Source organism: Pseudomonas sp. P9_35 (assembly GCF_034008205.1).
GTDB lineage: Bacteria > Pseudomonadota > Gammaproteobacteria > Pseudomonadales > Pseudomonadaceae > Aquipseudomonas > Aquipseudomonas kilonensis.
The window spans coordinates 1549885-1575592 of the sequence record NZ_CP125373.1; the positions used below are offsets into that span (position 1 = coordinate 1549885).

General features: G+C 61.3%; 31 protein-coding genes. All 31 read left to right on the plus strand.

Going from position 1 to position 25708, the window contains the following annotated elements; all coding sequences use genetic code 11:
• Window positions 1-11 precede the first annotated feature (11 nt).
• The 31 genes from QMK47_RS06760 (at window position 12) to QMK47_RS06910 (ending at window position 25695) form a co-directional block, all read left to right on the plus strand.
• Window positions 12-344, plus strand: coding sequence for a phage baseplate protein (locus tag QMK47_RS06760; protein WP_320389977.1), 333 nt, complete (start codon window positions 12-14; stop codon window positions 342-344).
• Window positions 341-1336, plus strand: coding sequence for a baseplate J/gp47 family protein (locus QMK47_RS06765; protein ID WP_320389978.1), 996 nt, complete (start codon window positions 341-343; stop codon window positions 1334-1336). Before QMK47_RS06760 ends, QMK47_RS06765 begins: the two co-directional genes overlap by 4 nt.
• The gene (locus tag QMK47_RS06770; protein ID WP_320389979.1) at window positions 1333-1968 is read left to right on the plus strand and encodes a phage tail protein I; all 636 of its coding nucleotides are present in this window, start codon (window positions 1333-1335) and stop codon (window positions 1966-1968) included. Before QMK47_RS06765 ends, QMK47_RS06770 begins: the two co-directional genes overlap by 4 nt.
• Window positions 1969-4122 carry a phage tail protein gene (locus QMK47_RS06775; RefSeq protein ID WP_320389980.1) on the plus strand — a complete coding sequence of 718 codons (2154 nt, stop codon included), beginning with the start codon at window positions 1969-1971 and terminating at the stop codon, window positions 4120-4122.
• A gap of 10 nt (window positions 4123-4132) precedes the next feature.
• The gene (locus QMK47_RS06780; protein WP_320389981.1) at window positions 4133-4534 is read left to right on the plus strand and encodes a phage tail assembly chaperone; all 402 of its coding nucleotides are present in this window, start codon (window positions 4133-4135) and stop codon (window positions 4532-4534) included.
• Between the two features lie 91 nt (window positions 4535-4625).
• Complete coding sequence (locus tag QMK47_RS06785; RefSeq protein ID WP_320389982.1) at window positions 4626-4835, plus strand: hypothetical protein; 210 nt, start codon at window positions 4626-4628, stop codon at window positions 4833-4835.
• A 2-nt stretch (window positions 4836-4837) separates the two neighbouring features.
• Window positions 4838-6004, plus strand: a complete 1167-nt coding sequence (locus QMK47_RS06790) for a phage tail sheath protein FI (protein WP_018607964.1) — start codon at window positions 4838-4840, stop codon at window positions 6002-6004.
• Window positions 6004-6510, plus strand: a complete 507-nt coding sequence (locus QMK47_RS06795) for a phage major tail tube protein (RefSeq protein WP_258690449.1) — start codon at window positions 6004-6006, stop codon at window positions 6508-6510. Before QMK47_RS06790 ends, QMK47_RS06795 begins: the two co-directional genes overlap by 1 nt.
• A gap of 151 nt (window positions 6511-6661) precedes the next feature.
• Entirely contained in the window at window positions 6662-7228 is a 567-nt protein-coding gene (locus QMK47_RS06800; protein ID WP_258690450.1) for a phage tail assembly protein, read from the plus strand.
• A gap of 128 nt (window positions 7229-7356) precedes the next feature.
• Entirely contained in the window at window positions 7357-9528 is a 2172-nt protein-coding gene (locus tag QMK47_RS06805; protein WP_253471922.1) for a phage tail tape measure protein, read from the plus strand.
• Complete coding sequence (locus QMK47_RS06810; RefSeq protein ID WP_320389983.1) at window positions 9528-9911, plus strand: phage tail protein; 384 nt, start codon at window positions 9528-9530, stop codon at window positions 9909-9911. The genes QMK47_RS06805 and QMK47_RS06810 overlap by 1 nt, the downstream gene beginning before the upstream one ends.
• Window positions 9904-10116, plus strand: a complete 213-nt coding sequence (locus QMK47_RS06815) for a tail protein X (RefSeq protein ID WP_058542798.1) — start codon at window positions 9904-9906, stop codon at window positions 10114-10116. The genes QMK47_RS06810 and QMK47_RS06815 overlap by 8 nt, the downstream gene beginning before the upstream one ends.
• A gap of 9 nt (window positions 10117-10125) precedes the next feature.
• Window positions 10126-11142 (plus strand): contractile injection system protein, VgrG/Pvc8 family, encoded by a 1017-nt coding sequence (locus QMK47_RS06820; protein ID WP_258690451.1) that lies wholly within the window; start codon window positions 10126-10128, stop codon window positions 11140-11142.
• A gap of 281 nt (window positions 11143-11423) precedes the next feature.
• Entirely contained in the window at window positions 11424-12008 is a 585-nt protein-coding gene (locus tag QMK47_RS06825; RefSeq protein ID WP_024618256.1) for a hypothetical protein, read from the plus strand.
• A complete protein-coding gene (locus QMK47_RS06830) occupies window positions 12005-12187 on the plus strand; it encodes a DUF2635 domain-containing protein (RefSeq protein ID WP_003198311.1) in 183 nt (60 codons plus the stop codon). Before QMK47_RS06825 ends, QMK47_RS06830 begins: the two co-directional genes overlap by 4 nt.
• The gene (locus tag QMK47_RS06835) at window positions 12187-13680 is read left to right on the plus strand and encodes a phage tail sheath subtilisin-like domain-containing protein (RefSeq protein ID WP_320389984.1); all 1494 of its coding nucleotides are present in this window, start codon (window positions 12187-12189) and stop codon (window positions 13678-13680) included. The genes QMK47_RS06830 and QMK47_RS06835 overlap by 1 nt, the downstream gene beginning before the upstream one ends.
• A 187-nt stretch (window positions 13681-13867) precedes the next feature.
• On the plus strand, window positions 13868-14215 hold the full coding sequence (locus tag QMK47_RS06840; protein ID WP_003198314.1) for a phage tail tube protein: 348 nt from the start codon (window positions 13868-13870) through the stop codon (window positions 14213-14215).
• Window positions 14212-14508: a phage tail assembly protein gene (locus QMK47_RS06845; protein ID WP_003198316.1), complete on the plus strand. Its 297-nt coding sequence runs from the start codon at window positions 14212-14214 to the stop codon at window positions 14506-14508. The genes QMK47_RS06840 and QMK47_RS06845 overlap by 4 nt, the downstream gene beginning before the upstream one ends.
• A gap of 130 nt (window positions 14509-14638) precedes the next feature.
• Window positions 14639-16213: a phage tail protein gene (locus QMK47_RS06850; RefSeq protein ID WP_320389985.1), complete on the plus strand. Its 1575-nt coding sequence runs from the start codon at window positions 14639-14641 to the stop codon at window positions 16211-16213.
• Window positions 16200-17438 carry a DNA circularization protein gene (locus QMK47_RS06855; RefSeq protein WP_253471934.1) on the plus strand — a complete coding sequence of 413 codons (1239 nt, stop codon included), beginning with the start codon at window positions 16200-16202 and terminating at the stop codon, window positions 17436-17438. Before QMK47_RS06850 ends, QMK47_RS06855 begins: the two co-directional genes overlap by 14 nt.
• Before the next feature lie 3 nt (window positions 17439-17441).
• Window positions 17442-18482, plus strand: coding sequence for a phage baseplate assembly protein (locus tag QMK47_RS06860; protein WP_320389986.1), 1041 nt, complete (start codon window positions 17442-17444; stop codon window positions 18480-18482).
• Window positions 18483-18662: 180 nt separating this feature from the next.
• Complete coding sequence (locus QMK47_RS06865) at window positions 18663-19172, plus strand: phage baseplate assembly protein V (RefSeq protein ID WP_028237198.1); 510 nt, start codon at window positions 18663-18665, stop codon at window positions 19170-19172.
• Complete coding sequence (locus QMK47_RS06870; RefSeq protein WP_079303617.1) at window positions 19172-19570, plus strand: phage GP46 family protein; 399 nt, start codon at window positions 19172-19174, stop codon at window positions 19568-19570. The genes QMK47_RS06865 and QMK47_RS06870 overlap by 1 nt, the downstream gene beginning before the upstream one ends.
• A complete protein-coding gene (locus tag QMK47_RS06875; protein WP_253471938.1) occupies window positions 19560-20600 on the plus strand; it encodes a baseplate J/gp47 family protein in 1041 nt (346 codons plus the stop codon). The genes QMK47_RS06870 and QMK47_RS06875 overlap by 11 nt, the downstream gene beginning before the upstream one ends.
• Window positions 20588-21187, plus strand: coding sequence for a YmfQ family protein (locus tag QMK47_RS06880; RefSeq protein ID WP_024617650.1), 600 nt, complete (start codon window positions 20588-20590; stop codon window positions 21185-21187). The genes QMK47_RS06875 and QMK47_RS06880 overlap by 13 nt, the downstream gene beginning before the upstream one ends.
• Before the next feature lie 10 nt (window positions 21188-21197).
• A complete protein-coding gene (locus QMK47_RS06885; protein WP_320389987.1) occupies window positions 21198-22352 on the plus strand; it encodes a phage tail protein in 1155 nt (384 codons plus the stop codon).
• Window positions 22349-22858, plus strand: coding sequence for a phage tail protein (locus QMK47_RS06890; protein ID WP_320389988.1), 510 nt, complete (start codon window positions 22349-22351; stop codon window positions 22856-22858). Before QMK47_RS06885 ends, QMK47_RS06890 begins: the two co-directional genes overlap by 4 nt.
• 28 nt (window positions 22859-22886) lie before the next feature.
• Window positions 22887-24101, plus strand: coding sequence for a carbohydrate-binding protein CenC (locus QMK47_RS06895; RefSeq protein ID WP_258690460.1), 1215 nt, complete (start codon window positions 22887-22889; stop codon window positions 24099-24101).
• 8 nt (window positions 24102-24109) lie between these two features.
• Window positions 24110-24478: a phage tail assembly chaperone gene (locus QMK47_RS06900; protein WP_258690461.1), complete on the plus strand. Its 369-nt coding sequence runs from the start codon at window positions 24110-24112 to the stop codon at window positions 24476-24478.
• Between the two features lie 135 nt (window positions 24479-24613).
• Window positions 24614-25177, plus strand: a complete 564-nt coding sequence (locus QMK47_RS06905; RefSeq protein WP_258690462.1) for a glycoside hydrolase family 19 protein — start codon at window positions 24614-24616, stop codon at window positions 25175-25177.
• Window positions 25159-25695, plus strand: a complete 537-nt coding sequence (locus QMK47_RS06910) for a lysis protein (protein WP_258690463.1) — start codon at window positions 25159-25161, stop codon at window positions 25693-25695. The genes QMK47_RS06905 and QMK47_RS06910 overlap by 19 nt, the downstream gene beginning before the upstream one ends.
• The last annotated feature ends 13 nt before the right edge of the window (window positions 25696-25708 follow it).

The following is a 25708-nucleotide window of genomic DNA, read 5'->3' on the forward strand; positions in this document are numbered from 1 at the left end:
GAGATTTCCTCATGATTGGAATCGATCGAAACACCGGCGCCACGGTCGACGACTGGCTGCAGTTCGTGCAGCGCGCCACCCGTGCATTGACCACGCCGTTGGGCACTCGCCAGAAGCGCCCGTTGTATGGCTGCGCACTCACGCAGTTGCTGGGGCAGAACCTCGGTGACGACCTGCTGATCCTTGCCCAGAGCCACGCGGCCCAAGCGTTCTACAACCCGGATAACGGCATCGATGATTTCGAGCCGCAGGTCATTGTCGCCAGCCGACAGGGGGCCGGATTGCTGTTGCGTTTCGCCGGCATCTGGAAAAACCGCAAACAGACTTTCGAGGTGGTGACATGAGCATGCTGATACCCGGCCAGAACCAACTGGCCGAACCGGCCATCGTCACTGTCGAAGCGTTCGAGGATCTGCTCGCCGAATTCAAGACCTTCGTGGTCGAGTACGTCGGCGCGCGCTCTCCCGCCAGCGCGGCGAAGCTGGTGGACAGCCTCGAAAACGAAAGCGAACTGCTGACCCTGGCCCTTGAGGCGTTTTGCGTCCGACTGCAAACCCACGAACGCAAATACAACGCCCGCATCAAGCAGATGTTGGCGTGGTGGGCCACGGGCACCAACCTCGACGCTCGCCTCGCGGACATGGGCCTTGAGCGCCAGTTGCTCGATCCGGGCGACCCGGCAGCGTTCCCGCCCATCCCCCCGGTCTACGAGAGCGATGACGATGCGCGGTTGCGTTATTACCTGGCGCCCCATGCCCCGGCAGCCGGCTCGCGCATGCAGTATCGGCGGGAGATTTTTACCCTGGGTGAACGGCCCGTCGTGAAGGTGGAAAACGCCTCGGCGGGTGTGGTGACGGTTACCTATACCTTCGATCCGGATGGTCATGCGGCGCAGGTCAAGGACGGTAATGGGCGTCGCACGGCACCGGGCGAAGTCACGGTCACGGTGCTGTCCCGTGACGGCGACGGCACGCCCACCGAGGCACTGCTCGACGGTGTTCGCCAGCATTTCGCCCGGCCTGATGTACGACCGGAAACGGACCTGGTCATCGTCCAGGCCGCGCAAATCAAACCCTACAAAATCCGCGTCGTGGCGAAGATCAATGCCGGCCCGGATTCGGGGTTGACCCAGGTTGCCGCCGAACAGCAGTTGCAGGCATATGCCGAGGCGTGTCATCGCCTGGAAGGGCGGGTGGACCCCAGCTGGATCGACTACACGCTACACAGCGCGGGCGCGGTTCAGCTGCAGATTCTCGAACCGCTCGCACCGATTGTGACGACGGCTTTTCAAGCCCCGTACTGCACGGGCATAGAGGTCGAGGTGGATACGTTATGAGTGACGAAACCCCTCGCCCAAGCCTGCTGCCGGTCAACAGTTCACCGCTGGAACGGGCGCTGGATCTCGGTTTCGCGCGGTTGCTCGAACGCATCGATCCGCCGTTTCCCGAACTGATGAACCCAGCGACCACGCCCTTGGCGTTCCTGCCGTATCTCGCGGCGGATCGTGGGGTCAACGAGTGGAGCTCCGCGGCGCCCGAGGTGGAAAAGCGCCTGACCGTTGAACTCGCCTGGCCAACCGCCCGCCAGGCCGGGACGCGAAAGGCGCTGGAAAACGCGGCCAAGGGTTTGCAACTGATGCCTGAAGTGCGCGCCTGGTATGAGCAAACACCCCCTGGCCCGCCCTACAGTTTTTCCGTCAGGGCATTTACCGAGCAGCCTTACAGCGAAGAAATCGATGCCCGTCTCGACCGTCGCCTGGCGGACGCCAAAAGCGAGCGCGACACCTTGAAGGTGTCTGTCGGCTTGAGTGCATTCGGCCGTCACGTCATCGGCGCCGCGACGCTGTGCGGCGAACTGACCACGGTTTATCCGATCGTCATCGAAGGGCTGGAAGCCTCGGGTCAGGCCTTCATGGCCGCGGGGCTCTACACCGTCGAAACCTCCACTATTTATCCACAGGGGTCCTAAATGGCCGACTACTACACCCTGCTCACCGATGCGGGGATCGCCTACGAAACCGCCTGTAAGGCGGCGGGCACACCGATCAAGCTGTCGCAGATTTCCGTCGGTGACGGCGGCGGCACGGAATACAACCCGGCGGCAACGGCGACGGCACTCAAGCGTGAAGTCTGGCGCGGGCCGCTCAATGCCTTGTTCCAGGATGAAAACAACCCGAGCTGGCTGCTGGCCGAGGTCACCATCCCCTCCGACGTGGGCGGCTGGTATGTGCGTGAGGCCGGGATCTGGACCGATACCGGGATCCTGTATGCGATTGTCAAATATCCGGAGTCGTTCAAACCGGTGTTGGCAACGTCCGGTTCGGGCAAAGAGTTCTACATTCGGTCGATCTTCGAGACCAGCAATGCTGAGCTGGTGACGCTGCTGATTGACGACACGGTGGTCAAGGCGACGCGGGCTTGGGTGACCGACTACGTGGCCGACGAACTCGCCAAGCTCGACAGGAAGCAGTCGGTGCGTGTGGCGACGACGGCCAACATTGTTTTGAGTGGCGCGCAGGCGATCGACGGTGTTGCGGTGATTGCCGGGAATCGGGTCTTGGTAAAATCCCAGACCTTGGCGAAAGACAACGGTATTTATGTGGCCGCGAACGACGCTTGGGTCCGGGCAAAGGATGCCGATGCGAGTGCCGAAGTGACTTCGGGATTGATTGTTTCGGTGGAGGAGGGAGCGACGCTTGCCAACACGATCTGGCAGTTGATTACTGATGGTGTGATTGTGCTGGGCACTACGGCGTTGGCGTTTCAGAACATCACTCAAGGGTTTGCGCCGCTCAATTCGCCGGTTCTGCTGGGCGTCCCGACGGCGCCGACTGCACCGGTCAGCACCAACAATCAGCAACTCGCGACGACTGCGTTTGTGCAGCGTGCGCTCGGCAACCATTCGAGCGTTGGTGGGCTGGACGTGAGTACCGTTCTGACTGCGGATGCGTTCGGTAAGTCGTTCATCATCAACTCGGCCAACCCGGTGAATATCACCTTGCCGAAGGCAAGCACGGGGTTCAATGGCGGCACTATCAACCTGCTGAACGTGTCGACCGGTACCGCAACCATCGTCCTGCAAGGTACGGATTATGTAGCGGGTATTGCTGCCAATCAGTTGGTGCTCAAGGCACTGGACAGCATCACTCTGTCGACTGGCGCGGGCATCACCTGGTATGCGGAGAACGGATCGATGCCGGATGCGCTGTCTACTGCTTTCAATGGTGGGGTTCGGGCTGTTCTGGACAAATTCGGTCTGGGCTCGGATGCAGCAAAAATCCCGGTGATTAGTGATTTCTCGGAGGATATCAAGCCTGGGCTCTATCGGGCATTCACGCTTGGACATCCTGAAGCATCTGCCGGTGGACCGCCAGAAACGAGCGGTATTGGCGGTACGTCCATGACGGTTATGGTCGGCGGTGGCTATCTCACATCCAGCTATAAGACATTTCTGGCAATTATCAACCTCAATGCAACCGGCCCGACGAGGATATATGTCGGTCACAAAGTCACTGCCGGTGTGCCGCCGATTTGGAATGAAATCGCGCAAAGTGTCCATCTGCCTTATCGCAGCAAGGCCTATTACAAAACCGCTGGCACCTTTCAGTGGACGGTGCCGGCCAATGTTTGGAAGGTTTTCGTAGAGGTCCGTGGCGGTGGCGGCAGCGGTGCTTTTGGAGCATTGGCAACGGGTGCCGGCGGAGGTGGTGGCGGTGGACTCAGCTCGCGGCTCGTGCCTGTTACGCCAGGCTCTGTAATCACGGTAACCGTGGGTGCAGGAGGTACGTACGTGACAGCTGCGAATACAGTAGGTAATGCAGGGGGAACATCCTCGTTCGGTCCTCATTGCTCGGCCACGGGTGGCGCCGGCGGGTCGATCACCGATGGAGCGAGTGGCGGCCTCGGTTCAGGCGGTGATTTCAACGGCTCGCTAGGCGCCGGCAATCCTCCTGTGCGCAATAACGCGTCGAGTGGTGCGAATGGAGGGGCCGGCGGTGGTGGCGAGAGCATCTTTGCCGCGGTTGACACCAGCACGCTGACACAGCCAGGTATGGGAGGAGGCGGTCGAATCGGGACTCGATCTCAGGCTGGTGCCGATGGTTGTGTGTTCATCACCTATTGAGGAGAGCTGTATGTTTTGGGCAAGAACTGAAAACGGGTCGGTGGTCGAAACGACCGACTTAGACCCCTCTGAGCGTTTCCACTCGGATTTATTGTGGCAAGCCTGCCCATCCGACGTGCGACCAGGCTGGGCCATCATTGACGGGGAGTTTTCCCCACCCCCAGTGCAAACCTCTGAGCAAGCCGAGGTCGAACGGGTGTGGCGCAATTTTGAGTTGGGGACCACCGAATGGTTGGTTACACGTCACCGTGACGAACTAGATTTAGGCGTGGCTGCTACGCTGACGGTGGAGCAATTCCCTGAACTGCTTTCCTACCGTCAGTCGCTTCGGGATTGGCCGCAAGCAGCGACTTTCCCCAGCGCTGAATTTCGGCCCATCGCACCACCATGGATCGCCGAGCAATCCCAATAAACGCCCCGCACCGACGGGGCGTTTTCTTACCCATCCAAAACCCAACAGCCCCTTCCTCAAAAGGGGCTTTTTCATATCTGGAGAAACACAAATGGCACTACGCCAAACCTACACCGTGCTCCTCCCATTCCCCACCGGGGGTGGTCACTGGTCGAGCGTTGGCCAGGAACTCGACCTGCTCGACGTCGAGGCCAACGCCTTGCGCAGCGCCGGTCGCCTGGCGCTGAAAGAAACCGAAGTCGTCGAAGCGGCTTCTGCATCCATCCCGGCCAAAAAGGCCGCCACCAAGAAGGCTGAATAACCATGGCTGAGGTTTTGAACTTCGAGCACAACGGCATTACCGTCAATGCCACTGAATCTCCCGAGGCCATGGGTGGCCTGGGTGACAACGTCATCGGGCTGGTCGGCACCGCGCCGAATGCCAACCCGCTGATCCCGAAAAACACCCCGTTCCGCATCAACAGCTTCACCACCCAGGCCCAGTTGGACCCGACCGGTGCCGAGGCGGGGACATTGTTCCAGGCCGTTTACCAGATCCTCAAAGTGGTCAAGGTGCCGGTCTACGTCGTCATCGTCGAAGAGGGCGCCACTCTGGCCGACACGCAGAACAATGTGATCGGCGGTATCGAAGCGCAGACCGGTCGCAAGTTGGGCTTGGCCGCGTTGAGTGGGGTCGCTGAAGACTTGACCATCATCGGCGCGCCGGGCTTCACCGGCACCAAGGCGGTGGCCAGCGAGTTCGCCTCGTTCGGCAAGCGCATCAAGGCCCGTGTGGTGCTCGACGGCAAGGACGCCGCGGTCGCCGATCAAGTGACCTACAGCCAGGAACTGGGCGGTGCCGACCTCGGTTTCGACCGTTGCCTGGTGGTGCACAACATGCCGGCGGTGTACTCCAAGGCCGCGAAGAAAAACGTCTTCCTGGCCCCGTCGAGCCTGGCCATCGCCGCCCTCGCCAAGGTCAAGCAATGGGAGAGCCCGGGCAACCAGGTCACCTTCGCCGAAGACGTTTCGCGCACCGTCGAATACAACATCCTCGACACCTCCACCGAAGGCGATCTGCTCAACCGCTACGGCGTCAGCTATTACGCCCGGACCATCCTTGGCGGCTTCTCGTTGCTGGGCAACCGTTCCATCACCGGCAAGTTCATCAGCTACGTCGGCCTGGAAGATGCCATCAGCCGCAAGCTGGTGAAGGCCGGCCAGAAAGCCATGGCCAAGAACCTGACCAAGTCGTTCATGGACCAGGAGGTCAAGCGCATCAACGACTGGCTGCAAACCCTGGTCGCCGACGAAACCATCCCTGGCGGCAGCGTGTACCTGCACCCGGAGCTGAACAGCGTCGAGAAGTACAAGAACGGCACCTGGTACGTGGTCATCGACTACGGCCGCTACGCGCCGAACGAACACATGATTTATCAACTCAATGCCCGCGATGAAATCATCGAGCAGTTCCTGGAGGACGTTCTCTAATGTTTACCAACCGCGTAAGACAGGCCATCGCGGCCACCCTGCAAGGCCTGCCGTTGTCGGCGACCGTGGAAGATTTCAGCCCGCCGAAAATCGAATTTGAGATGGAAGAGATGCGCGGCGGCCGTTTCATTGGCGAGGAAATGGCCAAGGGCGGCAAGGTGCTGACGGCCAAGCTGACGCTGCAAGGTCTCGGGCCGGAAGTCATGCTGGCACTGGGCGTGAGCTTGGGCGACGACATTCTGCTGAACGTGCGTGAAGCCGGCCAGGATCAGGACGGCAACACCTGGTTTACCTACCACACGGTGGGCGGCAAGTTGAAATCCCTCGAGGAAACTCCGCTGAAGATGACCGAGAAGCCCAAGACCAACCTTGAGCTGTCCTGCCGCACCTACAACCGCCTGGAAAACGGCGTCCCGGTGATCGACATCGACGTGCGCACCCAGAAGTTCGTGCTCAACGGCGTGGACATCCTCGGTGATGCGCGCCGTGCGGTGTTGTTGCCCTAAGCCCTTACCGGCCGGCTAGATGCAATCCCTGTGGGAGCGAGCTTGCTCGCGATGGCGGCGGTTCATTCAGTATCAAGCTGTCTGACACCCCGCTATCGCGAGCAAGCTCGCTCCCACAGGATGTCCTCTGATTCACCAAGGAACCGATTTCATGTCCTGGATGCCTCCTACCCATGAGCTGTTGTCGCCGATCACCGGTGACGACGGCTCGCAGATCGAGCAGCTCCCACTCAAACCACTGCTCTACGCCGCGCAGAAAGAAGCCCTGGCCCGTGCCGGTGATGATGAAGACGACCAGTTCTTCGAGCTGGCCAAGCTGGCCACCGGCCTGTCGGTCAAGGAGCTCGATCAGCTCAAGCGCCCGGACTACGTGAGCATTGCCCAGTACGTGCACGAAATGTCGACCCGTCCGGCGTCGTACTTTCTGGATGTTCCACAGGCCGATCCCGACCAGGTGCAACTGCTGCAACCGCTCGACGTCGCGGGCCGCAGCCTGACGTCGCTGACCCTGGAAATGCCGGTGCTGCGTGCGACCAAGGCGATGAAAAAACTGAAGACGGCCAAGGAACGCGCCGAGTTCATCACGGCCCATTGCACTGGCCTGATGATTCCCGATCTGGACCTGCTGACCGTGCCCGACTGGACACAACTTCAGGTACGCATCGACGATTTTTTAAACAAACCGGCGGACTTCTTTCGGAGCGCGACATCGAAGTGATTCTCGATGTGGTGCCGCTCATTTACTCGGTAAGTGAGGCGGAAATCCTGGAGTGGGACGCCGGCAAGGCCTTGCGCCGCTACGACATCGCGATCACTCGCCTTGGCGTGAAACAGGAGTAGAGCGGGATGGCGGACGATAGATATTCGCTCAAATACGCAACCTTCAATGAGCCTGGGTTGGCGTTCGGTAATACCAGCCTCACCAGTGGTGTGTCAGCACAAGGCGCGTTCGCCAGGGATCAACTGTCGAGCCTCGATCTGGCGCTGGAAACACTCGGGCTCAAGCTCGGGTTGCTGACCACGGCGATCGAGTCGCTGACGGTAAAGCTTTCGGCGCAACGATTGTTTTCCCAATCGATGGGCGCTGGCGCCAAGGGTGAGTCGGCCAACGAGCCAAAGGGTAAGTCGGGTGGCGGTATCGAGCCACCGGCGCTGCTCAAACCTGCAATAGCGATGGATTCGGCCATGGCCGATCTGAAGCAGGCCGGCCAATTCACGCCTCGCCAGATTGCAGAGATGGCGGAACCCACCCAGCGTATCGCCAGTGCGCCATTGGTGGCGGCCGGCGGGACCTCGGCGGTTGAGGTGGTGAGGATGCAAAGCCTGGCGGCCAGGGCAGGCATCGGCGGTGATCTGCCCAATGCCTCGGACCGGCAATTGGCGCTGTTGCGCTTCGCCAGTGATGCGGGCGTCACGGCATCGACGTTCAAAATGCCGGCCATGGAAGCCGCTGAGATGGTGCTCGGCTGGCGCACTTCCATGAAGCTCAGCGCAGAGAAAGCGTTTGATCTGGCGGATGCAACCAACCACCTGGGCAAGATTCCCGGTGGTGCGAAAGCGAGTGAGATCGGCACGGTGCTGCAGCGTGACGGTGCGGCTGCGACCTCGGCGGGCCTGCAGCCTGCCCAAGTTGCGGCACTGACGGCGGCACTTCTCACTACCGGCGCGCAACAAGCTGAAGCGGGTGTGGCGCTCGATCACTTCACGACCGCTTTAGGCAAGGGCGATCAGGCCTCCGCGACCGAGCAAGCGGCCTGGAAGCAACTGGGGCTGGATCCCAAAGAGGTGGCGAGCGGCTTGCGTGACAAGGACGCCGCGCCGGGGACAGTGATGTCGGTCCTGGCGGCCTTGAACGCGCAGCCGGCCGAAAAGCGCACGACCCTGGCCTCTTCGCTGTTTGGCACTGGGGATGCAGCGGTGCTGCGCATGTCGCAGAAACTCGACGATGTGAACGCCGCGTTCTGGCAGGTGAAAGACCCAGGCCAATACGCTACATCGCAATTGGGCAACGACGGCTCGGTGCGCCAGGACGCCTTGGCGCTGTCGAACACCCGGCAGGGCCAGTTGAACGTCCTCAACGCCAGCAGCGAGCGTTTGTCGCTGGCCACGGGAAATGCCCTGATGCCCTCGGCGGATACCTCGTTCCAGTGGCTGGGATCGCTGGCCGATGGCATGAGTGAGTTGGCTGAGTCCTCACCTAGAGCCGCTGCGGCCATTGTGGTGATTGGCGCGGCGATCAAACCGTTGGTGGGCGCGCTGCTCAAAGCCCTAGGTGATGAGATGAGCAATCAAGCGGCCAAGCGCGTATTGGGGGGCGTGGCGACGCGTCTTCCCAGTCGTGTGGGAGAGGTGTTCTCTGAGGACTTCAGAAACGACAGTCGTAACGCCAAGCTGGATATGAAGGGCATCAGCCGGCTCGAGCCGGCGAACGTTGCCAAAGCCGAGGCTGGAATGAGCGCCGGCGGTTCCCTTCGAGGCACGAGCTCGGCGTTGCGCTCGGTTACCCGTTTCATCCCAGGAGCCGTCGCGTTAACTGCCGCCCCTGAGGTGCTCGAGGGCGCGCTGAGCGGTGACGCCCGCAAAGTTGGTGCGGGCCTGGGGGCCGCAGGTGGCGGCTGGGCGGGGGCCTCGGCAGGTGCTACCGCCGGAGCCACTTTCGGGACTCTTTTTGGTCCGCTCGGCACGGCCATTGGCGGCGCACTCGGTGCGGTTGTGGGTGGGCTGGCCGGCAGCTGGGTCGGGGGAGAGTCGGGGGCCTGGCTGGGTGACAAACTCGCCGCGCCTGCCGACAAGCTCCCCCCACCGGACCAGGCTGCCAGAGACCTGACCAACGCCCAAACCAGCCAACAACAAAACACCATGACCGCAAACATCTACATCAACGGCCAGGACCAGGCCAGCGCGAGTCAGTTGGCCAACCTGGTTGTGCAACAGCTCTCGGGCCAGTTCGGCTTGACGACCATGCCCAACTCACTCGCCATGCGCAGTGACGCGGCCCTGACCGACGGAGGTACGTGATGCGTCAGCAAATGGCACTTGGCAGTTTCATTTTCGGGCTGTCGAGAAACTTTGCGTACCACAGCCTGGTACGCAGCTCGGACGGTGGCTGGAAAAGCATCGACATCCTCACTAGCAAGCCCAAGTCCAGCCAGGTCGGCCAAGGCCTGCAATTGCTGACGGTCACCGGCAAATCGATGTACGCGACCGCCATGGATCGTCTCGATGAGTTGCGCGCCTTGCAGGCGCAGCGCGTGCCCGTGCCGTTGGTCGATGGCATCGGTCGCAATTGGGGCCTGTGGCAGATCAACAAGGTGACGGAAACCCAGACCGAGATCATCGATGACGGTACGGCGATGGTGGTCGGCTGGGTGGTTGAATTGACGGAGTTCGCCAATGCGTAGGGTTCGAAGTATCGCCGGTGATTCGGTGAATCTGTTGCTGTACCGCGAGCTTGAGCGTTGTGACGATATCGTCGAGGAAGCGCTCTGGCTGCTCAATCCGGGCTTGGCTGAATGGGGCCCGGTATTGCCGGCGGGCGTATGGGTGGTCTTGCCGGAAGTGGACCTCAAGCCCGTTGCAACCCCGCCGGTTTCGGCCTGGGATTAAGGAGGCAACATGTCACTGGGTTTCACGCCTGCAGTGGAAATTTATGGTGCGAACGCCGCACTGCTCAACGAACGCTTGCTCAAGTGGGAGCATGTCGACGCGGCGGGTATCGAGTCCGATCAGCTGACGCTCACCATTAGCCTGGACGGGCTCGAAGGGTTACCCAGCCTGGGCGGCAAAATCGGTCTGCGGGTCGGGTATCTGGAGTCGGGGTTGGTGGATAAAGGCGAGTTTGTCATCACCCGACGCACGCCGTTCTTGTTCCCCCTGCAACTCGTGCTGGTGGCCATGGCGGCGCCGTTCAGTGCTGCGGACCAGACCGGCTTCAAGCAACGCCGATCCGTCAGCCATGGCCCGACGACCCTGGGGGCGCTGTTTCGGCAATTGACTTCCAGGCACGGTTTTTCCCCGCGGGTGGCGCCGGACCTGTCGCTGATCAAAATCGAGCACATCGACCAGACCAACGAAACCGACATGGGTTTCCTCACGCGCCTGGCCCACCGTTATGACGCCGTCGCCAAGCCGATCAACGAGTTGTATGTGCTGGCTCGGCGCGGTCAGGCAAAGTCGTTGTCAGGCAAGGTCCTGCCCGAGATGAAACTGTCGGTGACGACCAACAATCGCCCGGGCGACCACGCCTTCATTTCGGCCAAGTTTGATGAAAACGCCCGGGCCAAGTACCAGGGCTGCAAGACCTATTGGTGGGATGCGACGGCCGGCAAGCTGCAGGTCGAGGAGAGCGGCGTCGCGCCGTTCAAGACCCTGCGCCAGCGCTTCCAGAGCGCCGACGATGCCCGCGCCGCCGGTGAAGGGGAGGTGCGACGGATGGAGCGCGAAGCACTCAAGGTGGACATCGAGTGCCCTGGCAACCCGGGACTTTCGGCCGAGGGCATCGTACTGCTGGATCCCACCTGGCCGGATTTCATGCGCGGTCGCTGGTCGATCGACAAGGTCACCGCCAGTGGCGACCGGGAAAAAAGCTATCGCAGCTTGATTCATGCCACCCGCCTGGATGCCAAGGCCTGACCCCACCCCCCCCTGTGGGAGCGAGCTTGCTCGCGATAGCGCCCAGACATTCAACATCTGCACTGACTGACACACCGCCATCGCGAGCAAGCTCGCTCCCACAGTTTTGTTCAGCGTTGCACATATCCCTGCGCCCAACCGAGTTCTCCTGTGGGAGCGCGCTTGCTCGCGATAGCGCCCAGACATTCAACATCTGCACTGACTGACACACCGCTATCGCGAGCAGGCTCGCTCCCACAGGTCTCTCTCGACTGCACCGTCTCTACAACTGGAATTCCTCCATGAAGATCACACCGATCCTCACGCAGTTGCGTGAGCAATGTCCGACGCTCGCCCATCGCGTGGCCGCAGGTTTTGACCTCGCCACGCTGCAAGCCGAGACCCCGCTGCAGACCCCCTGCGCCTATGTCCTGCCCACCGCCGACATCGCCAGCAAGAACGCGGCTCAGAACGTCACGCTGCAAGCGGTGCGTGATCGCTTCGATGCCGTGCTGGTGCTCGATGCTACCGATGCGACAAAAGCGCTGGATCTGTTGCACGACCTGCGGGCCGAACTGTGGCGCGCGCTGGTGGGGTTCAAGCCGGGCGCCGAGTACACCGGCATTGAATACGACGGCAGCGAACTGGTTTCCATCAATAGCAGCCGTGTGTTGTACCGGCTGCGCTTTTTCGCCGAGTTCCAGTTGGGCCGCAATCTGGCGAGCCAGCCTGCCGAAAGCTGGCACGAGCGTGAACTGGACGGCTTGTCGTCCTTTACCGGGGCCACCGTGCGGGTCGATGCCATCGACCCGGCGGACCCCAACCTGAAACGTCCCGGCCCCGACGGGCGCGTGGAACTGACTTTCTCTGGAGACGTAACCCCATGAGCAAACGCATCACTGTGCTGCCGGCCCCGGGCCGTGCCGTACCGGACCCGGAAGCGGGCGATCTGTTGCCCCTCGAAGGCCGTGAAGTGCCAGACAACGCCTGGTGGCGTCGACGTCTGGCCGATGGCGATATCACTACCAAAGCCGTGAAAGCGGCAAAACCACAGGGAGCCAAATAATGGCGATCGGATTCAGCAATATTCCCGCGGACATTCGTGTGCCGCTGTTCTACGCCGAAATGGACAACTCGGCCGCCAATAGCGCGTCGTCGGCCATGCGCCGGTTGATCGTCGCCCAGGTCAACGACAACGTCGCCCCGGCCGAGGTCGGCAAACTGGTGCTGGTGTCCAGCGTCGCGCTGGCCAAGAACATCGGCGGGCAGGGTTCGATGCTCGCGTCGATGTACGAGACCTGGCGCAAGACCGACCCGCTCGGTGAAATCTGGTGCCTGCCGTTGCACAACGTCGAAGGCGCCATCGCCCAGGGCGTGCTGACCCTCACTGGCGCCGCAACTGAAAGCGGTGTGCTCAACCTGTACGTCGGCGGTGTGCGCGTTCAGGCCGCCATCGTCAACGGCGCCACGGCAGCTCAGGCTGCCACTGCGCTAGCCTTGAAAGTCAACGCCGCCGACCTGCCGGTGACTGCTGCGGCCGCCGAAGGTGTCGTGACCCTGCGCGCCAAATGGACCGGTGAGAGCGGCAACGACATCAGCCTGCAATTCAATCGCCTGGGCAAGAGCAATGGCGAAAACACCCCGGCGGGGCTGACCACCGCCATCACTGCGATGACCGGCGGCGCCGGCGTGCCGGACCAGACCGCTGCCGTTGCGGCCCTGGGCGACGAACCGTTCGAGTTCATCGCCATGCCCTGGTCCGACGTGGCGAGCCTCAACATCTGGCAAGCGGTCATGGATGACAGCACCGGTCGCTGGTCCTGGGCCAAGCAGTTGTTCGGTCATGTCTACAGCGCCAAGCGCGGCACTATCGGCACCCTGGTTGCCGCCGGTCAGGCACGCAACGACCAGCACATGACCATCCAGGCCCTGGAACCGGGCGTACCGCAACCGTTCTGGGTCCAGGCCGCTGCCTTGGCGGCGCGCACGGCGGTGTTCATCTCCGCCGACGCCAGCCGTCCGACCCAGAGCGGTAGCCTGCCGGGCTTGGACCCGGCACCGGCCAGTGAACGTTTCACCCTGACCGAGCGCCAGTCGCTGCTCAACTACGGCATCGCCACGGCGTATTACGAAGGTGGCTACGTGCGCATCCAGCGTTCTATCACCACGTATCAGAAGAATGCCTTCGGTCAGGCGGACAATTCCTACCTGGACAGCGAAACCATGCACCAGTCGGCGTTCATCGTCCGTCGCCTGCAAAGCGTGATCACCAGCAAGTACGGCCGCCACAAACTGGCCGCCGACGGCACCCGTTTCGGCGCCGGCCAGCCCATCGTGACCCCGAGCACGATTCGCGGCGAGCTGATCGCTCAATACGCCAAGCTCGAACTGGAAGGCCATGTGGAAAACGCCGAGCTGTTCGCCGAGCACCTGGTTGTCGAGCGTGACAGTCAGGACCCGAGCCGGGTCAATGTGCTGTTCCCGCCGGATTACATCAACGGCCTGCGGGTGTTCGCGCTGCTCAACCAGTTCCGCCTGCAATACGACGCCGCCGCCTGACCGTGGCGAGGGAACTTGCTCCCGCTGGATGCGCCAGCATCCCCTACGGTGTGATGCCTGGCAAAGCAGGGGGCCGCTTCGCAGCCCCAAGCGGGAGCAAGCTCCCTCGCCACAATGATTCAAACAAACCTTAAGTGCATAGCATCGGCCCACTTCACGTGGGCTTTTTATTGAAGGGAGAAACACCATGGGTCAACTGATTGCGGGCACCTGCTACGTCAAAGTGGACGGCGCTCAACTGACCATCAACGGCGGCTGCGAAGCGCCACTGATGTTCACCAAACGCGAAACCGTCGTACCGGGTTTCTACAAGGAAACCGACATTGCCCCGTCCTTCAAGGTGACGGCGCTGCACACCGCGGACTTCCCGCTCAAGCAACTGGTTGCGGGCACCGACATGACCGTCACCTGCGAATTCAATAACGGCAAGGTCTACGTGCTGGCCGGCGCCTACCTGGTGGAAGAGCCTGTGTCCAAGGGTGACGACGCCACCATCGAGCTGAAATTCGAAGGCATCAAGGGGACCTGGCAATGAGCGATGTCGTGACGCTGCGCGTGGCCATCGAGGCCCACGGCGAGCCGGTGAGCGAACTGACCCTGCGCCGTCCGACGGTGCAGGAAGTCCGGGCGATCAAGGCGCTGCCGTACAAGATCGACAAGAGCGAGGAGGTGAGCCTGGACATGGACGTCGCGGCCAAATACATCGCGGTGTGCGCCGGCATCCCGCCGTCGTCGGTCAACCAGTTGGACCTGGCTGACCTCAATGCCCTGAGCTGGGCCGTCGCGAGTTTTTTCATGAGTGCGGCGTCGCAACCATCGGCGACCTGATCGCCGCCGCCTATGACCTGGCCTGGTTCTGGAAGGTTGACCCCGAACAGATGATGGCCAGGCCACTGGATGTGCTCCGCGAATCCCTGGAGCACGCGCAACGGATCAATGCGATGCAGCAGGTGCAGTGATGGCAGACACACAAACGGTAGAGAAAAAAGCGGTGCTGCTCACGGGCATCGATGAGCTGTCACCCAAGCTCGCCGGCCTTCGTGCGAAGGTCGCGAGTTTCAAGCAGAACCTCGACGCCACGGGCCTGGGCAGCCTGGACATTTCCGGTCTGCTGCCCAGCGGCGGCCTGGCCCAGCCGTTTATGGACGGGCTCAAGTCGGCGCTGTCCTTCAAGGACGAAGCGGGCGCAGCGAGCGCGGCGGCCAATGCCGTCCAGGCGCCTGACGCGCCCCGTGTAGCGGCACAGAACCTGGATGGATTGAAGACTTCCATCAGCAACGTGTCGGTGCAGTTCGGCTCGGCCCTGGGGCCTGCGGTCAACGCGGTGACGGTCAGTTTGCAGCCCATGGTCAGCGGCGTGGCCCAGGTGCTGCAGGACAACCCGCAACTGGTACAGGGCCTGGCGAATGGCGTCGTGGCGTTCAACGCGATCCAGATGGCGGTCAGCGGCGCGAGTCAGGCAATGGAAGTGGTCAACCTGGCCATGAAGATGAACCCCATCGGCTTGATTGCCATGGGCATCGCCTTGGCGGCAGGGATGATCATCGCCCACTGGACGCCGATTTCGGCGTTTTTCGCCGGGCTCTGGCAGCGCCTTGCGCCGATCGTCCTGCCGATGGTCGAGTTCTTCAAGACAATGTTCGCCTTCACCCCGATGGGGCTGTTGATCAGTAACTGGGGCCCGATCAGCAGCTTTTTTGGCGCGCTCTGGAATGTGATCGTGGCGGCGGCAACGCCGGTCATCGGTTTCATGCAGACGCTGTTCGCCTGGTCACCCTTGGGTTTGATTGTTACCAATTGGGCACCGCTGACCGGGTTGTTCGCGGCGATCTGGGATCTGCTCAAGGCCTTGACCGTGCCGGTGATGGATGCCCTGAAAGGCTTGTTCGACTGGACGCCGTTGGGACTGATCATGGCCAACTGGGGCACGATCGGAGAAGTCTTCGCTGGGATCTGGGAGGGCGTCCGCAATCAGGTGGCGATCATGCTGGCGGTGTTCAGCGGCCTGTTCGACTGGTCGCCCATCGAGGGCCTCACCCAACAGTGGGGGCCGGTGGGCGAGTGGTTCAGCCAGTGGTGGGACAAGCTGCAGGGCGTGATTGCACCGATCAAGGCGTTCTTCAACAGCGGCTTCGGTGAACTCATCACCACGTTCACTGGCAAGGTCGAAGGACTGACCGAGGCGCAGCGCGCCACCAATGCCGAAGGCAAGGGTGAGCTGGCGCCGGCGTTTTTTGGCGGGGCCAGCGAAGAGCCTGCGGGCCTGTCGTCCAGCCTGGCGCCAGCGTCCGCCAACGGGCCAGCGAAAACCTCGCTGGCGCCGGGTGCGTTGCCGCAAACCTCCAGTGCCTTGGTACAACAAAGCGCCGCGAACAACCGCACGCAACTCGAAGGCGGCCTGACTGTGCGCTTCGAAAACGCGCCGGCCGGGTTGCGCGCCGATCCGCCACAGACCAATCAACCGGCCCTGGCGGTGAGTTCGCGCATCGGCTATCGCTCACTTTCCACAGGAGGCTCCAATGAGCTGGCGTGATCGTTTGTTGCCTGCGTCGTTTCGTGGCGTCGGGTTCTGGGTCGATCAGGCGAAAACCCCGGTCGGCCACAAAGGTCAGTTGCATGAATATCCACAGCGCGACCAGCCGTTTTTCGAAGGGCTCGGCCAGCAGGCGAAGATTCATGAGCTGACCGCGTTCATCGTCGGCCCCGATTGCCTGGAGCAGCGCGACAAGCTGCTCAAGGCTTTGGAGCAGGGCAGCGGTGAACTGGTGCATCCATGGCTGGGGCGCATGCAAGTCAAGGTTGGCGAATGCGACATGACCCAGACCCGCCAGGACGGCGGGCTGGTGACGTTCGCCCTGAAGTTCTACCCCGACCAGCCACTGCCATTTCCCTCGGCCACGATCAACAGCCAGAAACTGCTGCTGGTCTCGGCCGACAGCTTCCTCGGTTCGGCGGTGCGGCGCTTCGAAGACGCCATGACCTTGATCAAGGCCGCACGGATCGGCATCGCGGACCTGCGCAACAGCCTCAAGGATGTTTACGCAGTGATCGAGCAGGAGCTCAAGCCGTTGATCGAGACCTATCGGCAACTCAGCGATCTGGTCAAGGCGGTGAAAGCGTTGCCCAAGGAGGTGGTGGCCGAGTTCAAGGGGTTGCTGGGCGACATCCGCGAGCTGAAGGAGTTTGCCCGTGACGGCTATCGCGGCGTGATTGCCAGCGTGTCGCAACAGGTGGAGGCCATTCGCAAGGCCGACGCGCCCAAACTCACCACCGGCAAGGACACCACGGCGGCGGCCCAGGCGGTGGCCGATCTGGTGCAGGACACCCTGCTGGTGCAGGCCGCGCAATGGATTGCGGCGATGCCGGTGGCGGCGCCTGTGGTCAAGTTGGGCGCTACGCCGTCGGTGGCGCAACAAGCCGTGCAACCGGTCCAGCGCAGGGACGTGCCGGTGGCCGACGATGTGCTGGCCCTGCGCGAGGCCCTTAACGAGGTTATCTGGCAGGCCTCCCTCAAGGCTGATCCGGAGCACTACCAGGCGATGAACAACCTGCGCCAGCAAATGGCCGCGCACTTGACGGCGGTGGCATCGTCGGGGGTAAGGCTGATCAACCTGTCGTTCAAGCAAAGCCTGCCAGCGCTGGTGGTGGCGTATCAGCAATTTGCCGATGCCACCCGGGTGACTGAAGTGACCCAGCGTAACGGCGTAGCCCATCCTGGTTTCCTGCCGCCCAATGACCTGAAAGTCTCGGGGGAGTAAGCCATGAACGAGCTCGACAACGCTGTCTCGCTTACCGTCGGCGGGCTGGATTACGGTGGCTGGAAAAGTGTCGAAATCAGTGCGGACCTGGAGCGCCAATTCCGCACCTTCAAACTCGACATCACCTGGCAATGGCCGGGGCAGACCCAAGCGGTGCCGATCCGTCCGGGCGATGAATGCCAGGTGCGCATTGGTGCCGACCTGGTTCTCAGCGGTTATGTGTTCAAGGCACCGGTCAGCTATGACGGTCGGCAGATCAGCCTGAGCATTGAAGGCGGTTCCAAGACCCAGGATCTGGTGGACTGCGCGGCGATCAACCGCCCGACTCAATGGCGCGGGCAAACGGTGCTGAGCATCGTCCAGGCCCTGGCGTCGCAATATGGCGTGGGGGTCATCAGTGAAATTCCTGAAACCGCGCGGTTGAGCGGACACAGCATCGTGCCAGGGGAAACGGTCTTTCAATCCATCGACCGTTTGCTGACGTTGTTCCGAGTGTTCTCCACCGATGACGCGCAAGGGCGCGTGCTGCTGGCCAAACCCGGCAGCGGCGGACGGGCCAGTGATGTGCTGGAACTGGGCAAGAACATTCTGTCGGGCAACGCACCGATGGACTACAGCCAGGTGTTCTCCGAATACCGGGTCATCGGTCAGCACAAGGGCAGTGATCAGCAGAGTGGGGCGGCGGTGAGCGAAGTCTCTGGCACCGCCACGGACCTGAGCTTCAAGCGCAAGCGGGTGACGGTGATCAGCGAGAGCGCGCAGTTGACCTTCGAACTGGCCCAGCAACGGGCCGATTGGGAAAGCGCAATTCGCACCGGCAAGGCCCTGACCACTACCTACCGCGTGCAGGGCTGGCGCCAGGCCAATGGCGACTTGTGGCGGCATAACACCTTGGTGCGGGTGATCGACCCGGTGCTGGGGTTCGACGGTGACATGCTGATTTCAAAAGTGACGTACTCGCTGTCGGCACAAGGCTCCGTCACTACCCTGCAAGTCGCGCCGCCGCACACGTTCGACGCCAACCCGGTGGCGCCCAAACCCTGAATCCGGCACCGATGCCTGCCCACCACAGATCTCCTGTGGGAGCGAGCTTGCTCGCGATGGCGGTGTGTCAGTCAACATCTGCTTCGAATGTCAGACCGCTATCGCGAGCAAGCTCGCTCCCACAGTGTTCCGGGTTAGCCGCCCAATTGCTGTTAAACCCGATTCCGAAGGAAAACCTCAATGAGCCTACTGACCCGCCTCCTGGCGCGCGGCACTGTCGTGCTCGCCAATTCGGCCACCAAGTTGCAGTCGCTGCAAATGCGCCTCACCGCCGGCGAAGTGAACGACGACATGGAGCACTTCGAACCCTACGGCTTCACCAGCAACCCGTTGGCCGGTGCCGAGGGCATTGCCACGTTCCTGGGGGGCGACCGTTCCCATGCCGTGGTCCTGGTGGTCGCCGATCGCCGCTTCCGCCTCCAGGCCCTGGCCCCTGGCGAAGTGGCGCTCTACACCGACGAAGGCGACAAGCTCCACTTCAAGCGTGGTCGTGTCATCGACATCCAGACCGCGACCCTGAACATCCGCGCCAGCAGCGCGGTGAACATCGACAGCCCGGTCATCAACCACACCGGCAAGATCGTTTCCCAGGGCGACCAGATCGCCGGCGGCATCAGCCAGATCAAACACGTGCATGTCGGTGTACAGGCCGGCAACGGTCAGACCGGCGCGCCGGCGGGAGGCCAATGATGTTCATCAGCCAGAACCTGCACGCCGCACTGACCCGCTCGGTGCTGATCAGCCTGTTCACCTGGCGCCGCGCCGCTGACGACGATGCCGTCGATGACGAGGAACGTTTCGGCTGGTGGGGCGACACTTTCCCTACCGTTGCCGACGACCGCATCGGCTCGCGGCTGTGGCTGTTGCGACGGGTCAAGCTGACCCGCCAAACCCAGCTCGATGCCGAATTCTATGCTCGCGAAGCCTTGCAATGGCTGATCGACGACGGCCATTGCAAGGCCATCGACATCATCAGCGAACGCCTCGACGCCCAACGCCTGAACCTGCGCACGGTCCTGACCCTGGCTGACGGCGAGCGCCTGGACATCAACCCCGATAACAGTTGGCAGGTGACCTATGCCGTTTGAAACCCCTTCGCTGCCGGTGCTGATCAAGCGCGCCCAAAGCGACCTGGCCAGCGATTCGCTGCGCCAGTCCGATGCCCAAGTGCTGGCCCGCACCCTCGGTGGCGCCGCCTATGGTTTGTATGGCTACCTGGACTGGATCGCCGAGCAGATCCTGCCGGACAAGGCCGATGAATCCACCCTTGAACGCATCGCTGCCCTGCGCCTGAACCAGGCGCGCAAAGCGGCCCAGGTGGCCATCGGCAGTGTCAGTTTCACCGCCACCGCTGGCGCGGTACTGGATGTCGACACGCTGTTGCAATCCGCCGATGGCCGCACATTCAAAGTGACCACCGCCCGCACTACCAGCAATGGCCTGAACAGCACAACCATTGCCGCACTGGACGCTGGCAGCCTGGGCAACGCCGACGCCGGCCTGGTGCTGACGCCAGTCCAACCGATCCTCGGCATTGGCAGCAGCTTCACCGTGTTGGCACCGGGGCTGACCGGCGGTGTCGCCCGGGAGAGCCTCGAATCCCTGCGGGCGCGGGTGATCCGTTCCTATCGCGTCATTCCTCACGGCGGTTCGGCCCAGGATTATGAGACCTGGGCCCTGGAGTGCCCTGGCATTACCCGCGCGTGGTGCCGGGGCAGCTACCTGGGACCGGGCACTGTCGGCCTGTTCGTGATGCGGGACGACGATCCGCAACCGATCCCCAACGCCGAGCAATTGGAAGAGGTGCGGGCCTACATCGAGCCCTTGCGCCCGGTGACCGCCGAGCTGCAGGTGCTGGCGCCGACGCAGGTACCGGTGAACTACAGGCTGCGCATCATCCCGGACACCAGTGCCGTGCGGGCCGCCATCGAGGCGCAACTGCGCGACTTGCACAATCGTGAAGCTGGCCTCGGCGAAACGCTGTTGCTGAGTCATATCGCTGAAGCCATCAGCAGCGCCACCGGCGAAACCGACCACAAACTCAGCGCACCTATCGCCGATGTCGTCGCCGCCAGCAACCAGTTGCTGACGTTCGGAGGCTGCACATGGCTGGAATAAGAACCGCCGAACAGTACCAGGCGCAACTGCGCAGCCTGCTGCCCAGTGGCCCAGCGTGGGATCCGGAGCGCGTGCCGGAACTGGACGAAGTGCTGCAAGGCATCGCCCAGGAGCTGGCCCGCCTCGACGCCCGTGCCGCCGACCTGCTCAACGAGATGGACCCGGCGGGCGTGAGTGAACTGGTGCCGGACTGGGAACGGGTGATGAACCTGCCTGACCCGTGCCTGGGCGCCACGCCGTTGTATGACGATCGTCGCTTGGCGGTGCGTCGGCGGTTGTTGGCGGTCGGTAGCCAGGCCATTGCCTATTACGTGGAAATCGCCAAGAGCCAGGGTTACCCCAACGCCACGATCACCGAACTGAAGGCGCCGCGCATGGGGCGCGCACGTTTCGGAGAAGCTCATTTCGGCACTTGGCAGGCGCAATTCATGTGGACCCTCAATACCGGCGGCCGCCTGCTGTTGGGCCGACGTTTTGGCGCTAGCTATTGGGGGGAGCGGTTTGGCGTCAATCCGGGCTCGGCCCTGGAGTGCCTGATTCACCGCAGTGCACCGGCGCATACCAAGGTTCACATCAATTATGACTAGGGAGTAGACGATGGATTATCCGAAAAGTGTGCCCAGCGCCGGGTTGGTGAATGGGAAGTTCGTGGATGAAAACCCATTGACCGGGACGCCGGGGTCGTTGATTCCGGCGGCTTGGGGGAACGGGGTAACGCAGGAGATTGTGAATGTCATCAAGGCGGGGGATCTGACGCCAGATGAAACCCAAAACGATCAACTGCTTGAGGCGATTCAGTCAGTCACCGCCAAGGGCTGGAACCAGGACCTCGCGCTTCCGATCGCCGCTTTGCCGCTGCCAACGATTGCAACAGCGGACGCCCGCTTGGCGATAACGCCAATGGCGCTGTCCACCAGCGGCGGTCGTGTCTCGATTCCGGCGGGTGTGTACATCAGCATTGGACAAGAGGTGGTAAGTGGGCGGTTGGGTCGATCCCGTACTTACATGACGGCGGCCTGGAGCAGCGCCGATTTGTTGCCCAGCGCCAGCTATTTTCTTAGAGCGCAGGTTATAGGCGGCGCGCTGACGTTCCACATGCAGCGTGGAAGCCTGTATGACCTCCCGCCGGAGTCCTTGAAGGGGACTGTCAATGGAGCATCCGGCGGCGGGTTTCCATCCACCCCCCTGGACATGTGCGTGGCTTGGGTGATGACCGGCGCGCCGGGCTCCTTGCCGATCATTCGCGCGATCTACAACCGTGCTCGATTGACCTGGACTCAAACGGTAAATGGCAATGGAGTGGTATATCTGCCGTTGGATCCCCACGCCCGTGCAGCACGGCTTGTGGTGGGTAATCCGACACCCGCGCCGAACGTCGTGACCTCGCTGTCGTTTGTTCAGGCTGGGTGGGTTGGGGGTAATTACAGCTATTTGACACCCACGTTACAAAGTATCGGCAACCAAGCGGGGGGCTGGAGCAGCCCATACATGTGTGTGTTGCTCTCCAACAACGTTGTCAACGACGTTGCGGTATCTACCGTCACAGCCAGTTTTGATCACGCTCAATCTCGCTCGCTTTGGCAGTGCTTTCAGGCGGAGCACACATTGGGTGTTACCAATGCCGAGAGTGACGAGCTGTTGCTGAGCATGGGTATCAAGGAGCACCAGGCCCTGACGGATTACAGCGTGGGCATCGGCGTCAATTTTATCAACGCAGTCAATGCTCACTTGTCCTGGGAGCTGATCCGATGAAAGTCATTCAAGAGCTGCACCAGTACGAAGAGGGACTTCGCCCGCCTGCACCTTCTTCCGCCCATACCTGGGAGGACGATACATGGGTACTCACTGAAGAAAGTGCTGCTGAGTTATTACGCCAGGAGGCCGAACGCTTGTGCACCAAGGTCGATACCGCTGCCGACAGCGTACGTCGCGCCTTGGCCGGTGATTCCTTGCGTGCCCTGGAGTACCAACAAGCCGCCCTTGAAGCGCAGGCCTTCAAGGATCAGGGCTACCCGAAAAAAGCCGTTCCACTGGCCGTTTCTGCGTGGGTCGTCAAAGGGCGCACAGCCAGGCAGGCGGCGGACCAGATCCTCGCCAAGTCCGCCGAATTCGAAGCGAACCTGCTAGCGCTTCGCGAACTGCGCCTCAAGGCCAAGGCACAGATTCGCACGCACATGGCCAAAGGCAAGGCGGACCTTGCGAGCCAAGCCGCTAATGATGTGCTCGCGACTATCCGAGCACTGCCTCTTCACGCTTGAGCCTCCATTTCATAGAGAGCAATAAAACATGGACTATCCAAAAAGTGTTCCCAGCGTCGGGCTGGTGAACGGCGTGTTCGTGGATGAAAACCCGCTGGCGGGCACGCCCGGATCTTTGATTCCAGCAAAATGGGGCAATAGCGTCACGCAGGAGCTTCTTACGACGATCATTGAGGCAGGACTGGTTCCAGCCGAAGATGAAAACAACCAGTTGTGCCAAGCAATTCGAACGCTAGCCAAACTTGACCCAAGGCAGAACTTTCCGGCCCAGGTGTATCGCAGAAATCTGCTAATTAACGGTAATTTTGATATCTGGCAGCGCGGGACAACTAACCTTAACCCCAATACAGGTGCATTTGTAGCAGACCGCTTTCGTTGCGATTGGAACGGTAATGCAGGCGTCAATATTTCCCGCCAGAGTTTCCTTTTGGGGCAGTCAGAAGTGCCCCATGAGCCTCGTTTTTTTTACCGTTGGCAGCAAGTAGTTGCCGGGGCGGGGGCCACTGTCCATAAAATTTCCCAGGCCGTTGAGTCGGTTCGGACTTTAGCGGGCAAGGTTGCAACTATAACCTTTTGGGCCAAGGCCGACACATCGCGGCAAGTTTCGTTAACCATGACTCAGTTTTTCGGAAATGGTGGCTCAGTATCGGTTGTTACCCCTGTGGCGGCCTTTCAAGTCAAGAGTGCATGGGCAAAATATAGCGCAACTTTTCAGGTGCCTTCCATTGCGGGAAAGGTTGTCGGCGCTGCGGGTAATGACTATCTTATGCTGTCTTTCGACTTGCCCCTTAATGTTTTGCAGACTCTTGACTTGGCGCAGATTCAACTCGAAGAAAGCCCTGTCGCTACACCATTTGAAAATCGCAGTCCCGTCGAAGAGTTGCTGCTGTGTCAGCGCTATTATGAAAAAACCTACAAACAGGATACACCACCCGGAAGTGCGACTAATGTTGTAGAGGGATGCCTGATATCAATTGTCAACATGGGGCAGTCGGGACCAGCTTCACAACCCTTGGCTCAGTGGCCGTTCAAAGTCGAAAAAAGAGCGATTCCCAGTATCAGTCTATTTCGGCCCGCCCAAAGCGGAACGTTGGGGCAATGGCGCTCCGGCTCCGATGAGGTTTCTTCCGCCAATGCTGTTTCCTATGCAACGTCACCCCGGGGAACTTGGGTGCACAACTCAGATATCGGCTTGGTGTCGCAAACTTATTACATTCACGCCACGGCGGATGCCGAATTTTAGGAGCTGTTATGAGTTTTCAACTAACTGTTGATCCAGATACGGTCATTCGTTTGTATGACAATACCACCATCCCTCGTCATCACCGTTATTGGGCTGAGTATGAAGAGTGGGTCGAAAATGGCGGCATTCCAATCCCTACCAAGGAACAGAACGACGATGTGAAAGAGCGGGCTTGGCGCGATTCGCAATTTTCAAGTGTTAAGTGGCTTCGCGAGCGTCATCGCGACGAAGCTGATCTTGGTTTTACTTCGACGCTGACTAACGAGCAATTCAAAGAATTGTTGAACTATATGCAAGCGCTTCGAGAATGGCCTCAGGATGCAAGTTTTCCTCAAACGCAGCAGCGCCCTCCCGTACCCCAATGGATCACTGAGTGAGCACTTCTGATTTGATAGGGGCAACGGGTTCTCCCTATCCTGCAGGATGAGCTTTTTTCTGGAACTCAGCGTCGTCCGGTTGCGCCGTCCTGGCTGGCCGGACATCTTTGATCATGCACTTGCGATGACCTGAATATGGACCTTACGCAGCAGCAACTCATCAACATCATGCCCAACGCCCGCGCCCAAGCGGGCGTTTTTATTTCCGCGCTGAACACCGCCATGTCGCGCCATGGTATCGACTCGCCCAAACGCATCGCCGCGTTCCTGGCCCAGGTCGGTCATGAGTCGGGACAATTGCGTTATGTACGCGAGCTGGGCAGCGAGCAATACCTGAGCAAATACGACACCGGGACCCTGGCCGTTCGCCTGGGCAACTCGCCCCAGGCTGACGGTGACGGCCAGAAGTATCGCGGCCGAGGACTGATCCAGATTACCGGCCATGACAATTATCTTCGCTGCAGTCAGGGGCTGTTCGGCGACGAACGCCTGCTGGCATTGCCTGAGCTTCTTGAGCAGCCGCAATGGGCCGCCGAATCCGCCGCCTGGTTCTGGGAGCAGAACGGCTTGAACGCACTGGCCGACCGCGATCAGTTCAACACCATCACCCGGCGCATTAATGGCGGTTTGAACGGCCTGGAGGACCGCCTGCAATTGTGGGCGCGGGCGAGGGAGGTGTTATGCCAACCTTCGACCTGATGCCTTTTTCGTCTCGTGTCCTGGGCATTGTCGTGTTGCTCGCGCTGCTGGCCGGCGGTTCGGCGATGCTCGCGTGGCGGTTCCAGGACTGGCGTTACGGACAGCAGTTGGCCCGACTCGCACAGTCCCACGCCGAGACGCTTAATCAAATGACCCAAGCGGCCGCGACGCAGCAAAAGGCCGAGCAAGACAAACGCCTGGTCCTTGAGCAGCAGCTCGCCGCCAGCGAACAAACCCATTACCGAGCCTTGAGCGATGCCCAACGTGACCAGGATCGCCTGCGCGATCGCCTTGCTACTGCCGATGTCCGGCTGTCAGTCCTCCTCGACGCCGACGATGTTGCCGCCGGTTGTGCAGTGCCTGCCGCCACCCGCGCCGGCGGCGTGGATCATGGCGCCCCACGCGCCCGACTTGACCCGGCGCATGCTCAACGAATTATCGCCATCACCGACGCCGGTGATCGCGGACTGATTGCCTTGCAGGCCTGTCAGGCCTATATCAGAGCGCTGGGTCGGTAATCCCACGAGCCTT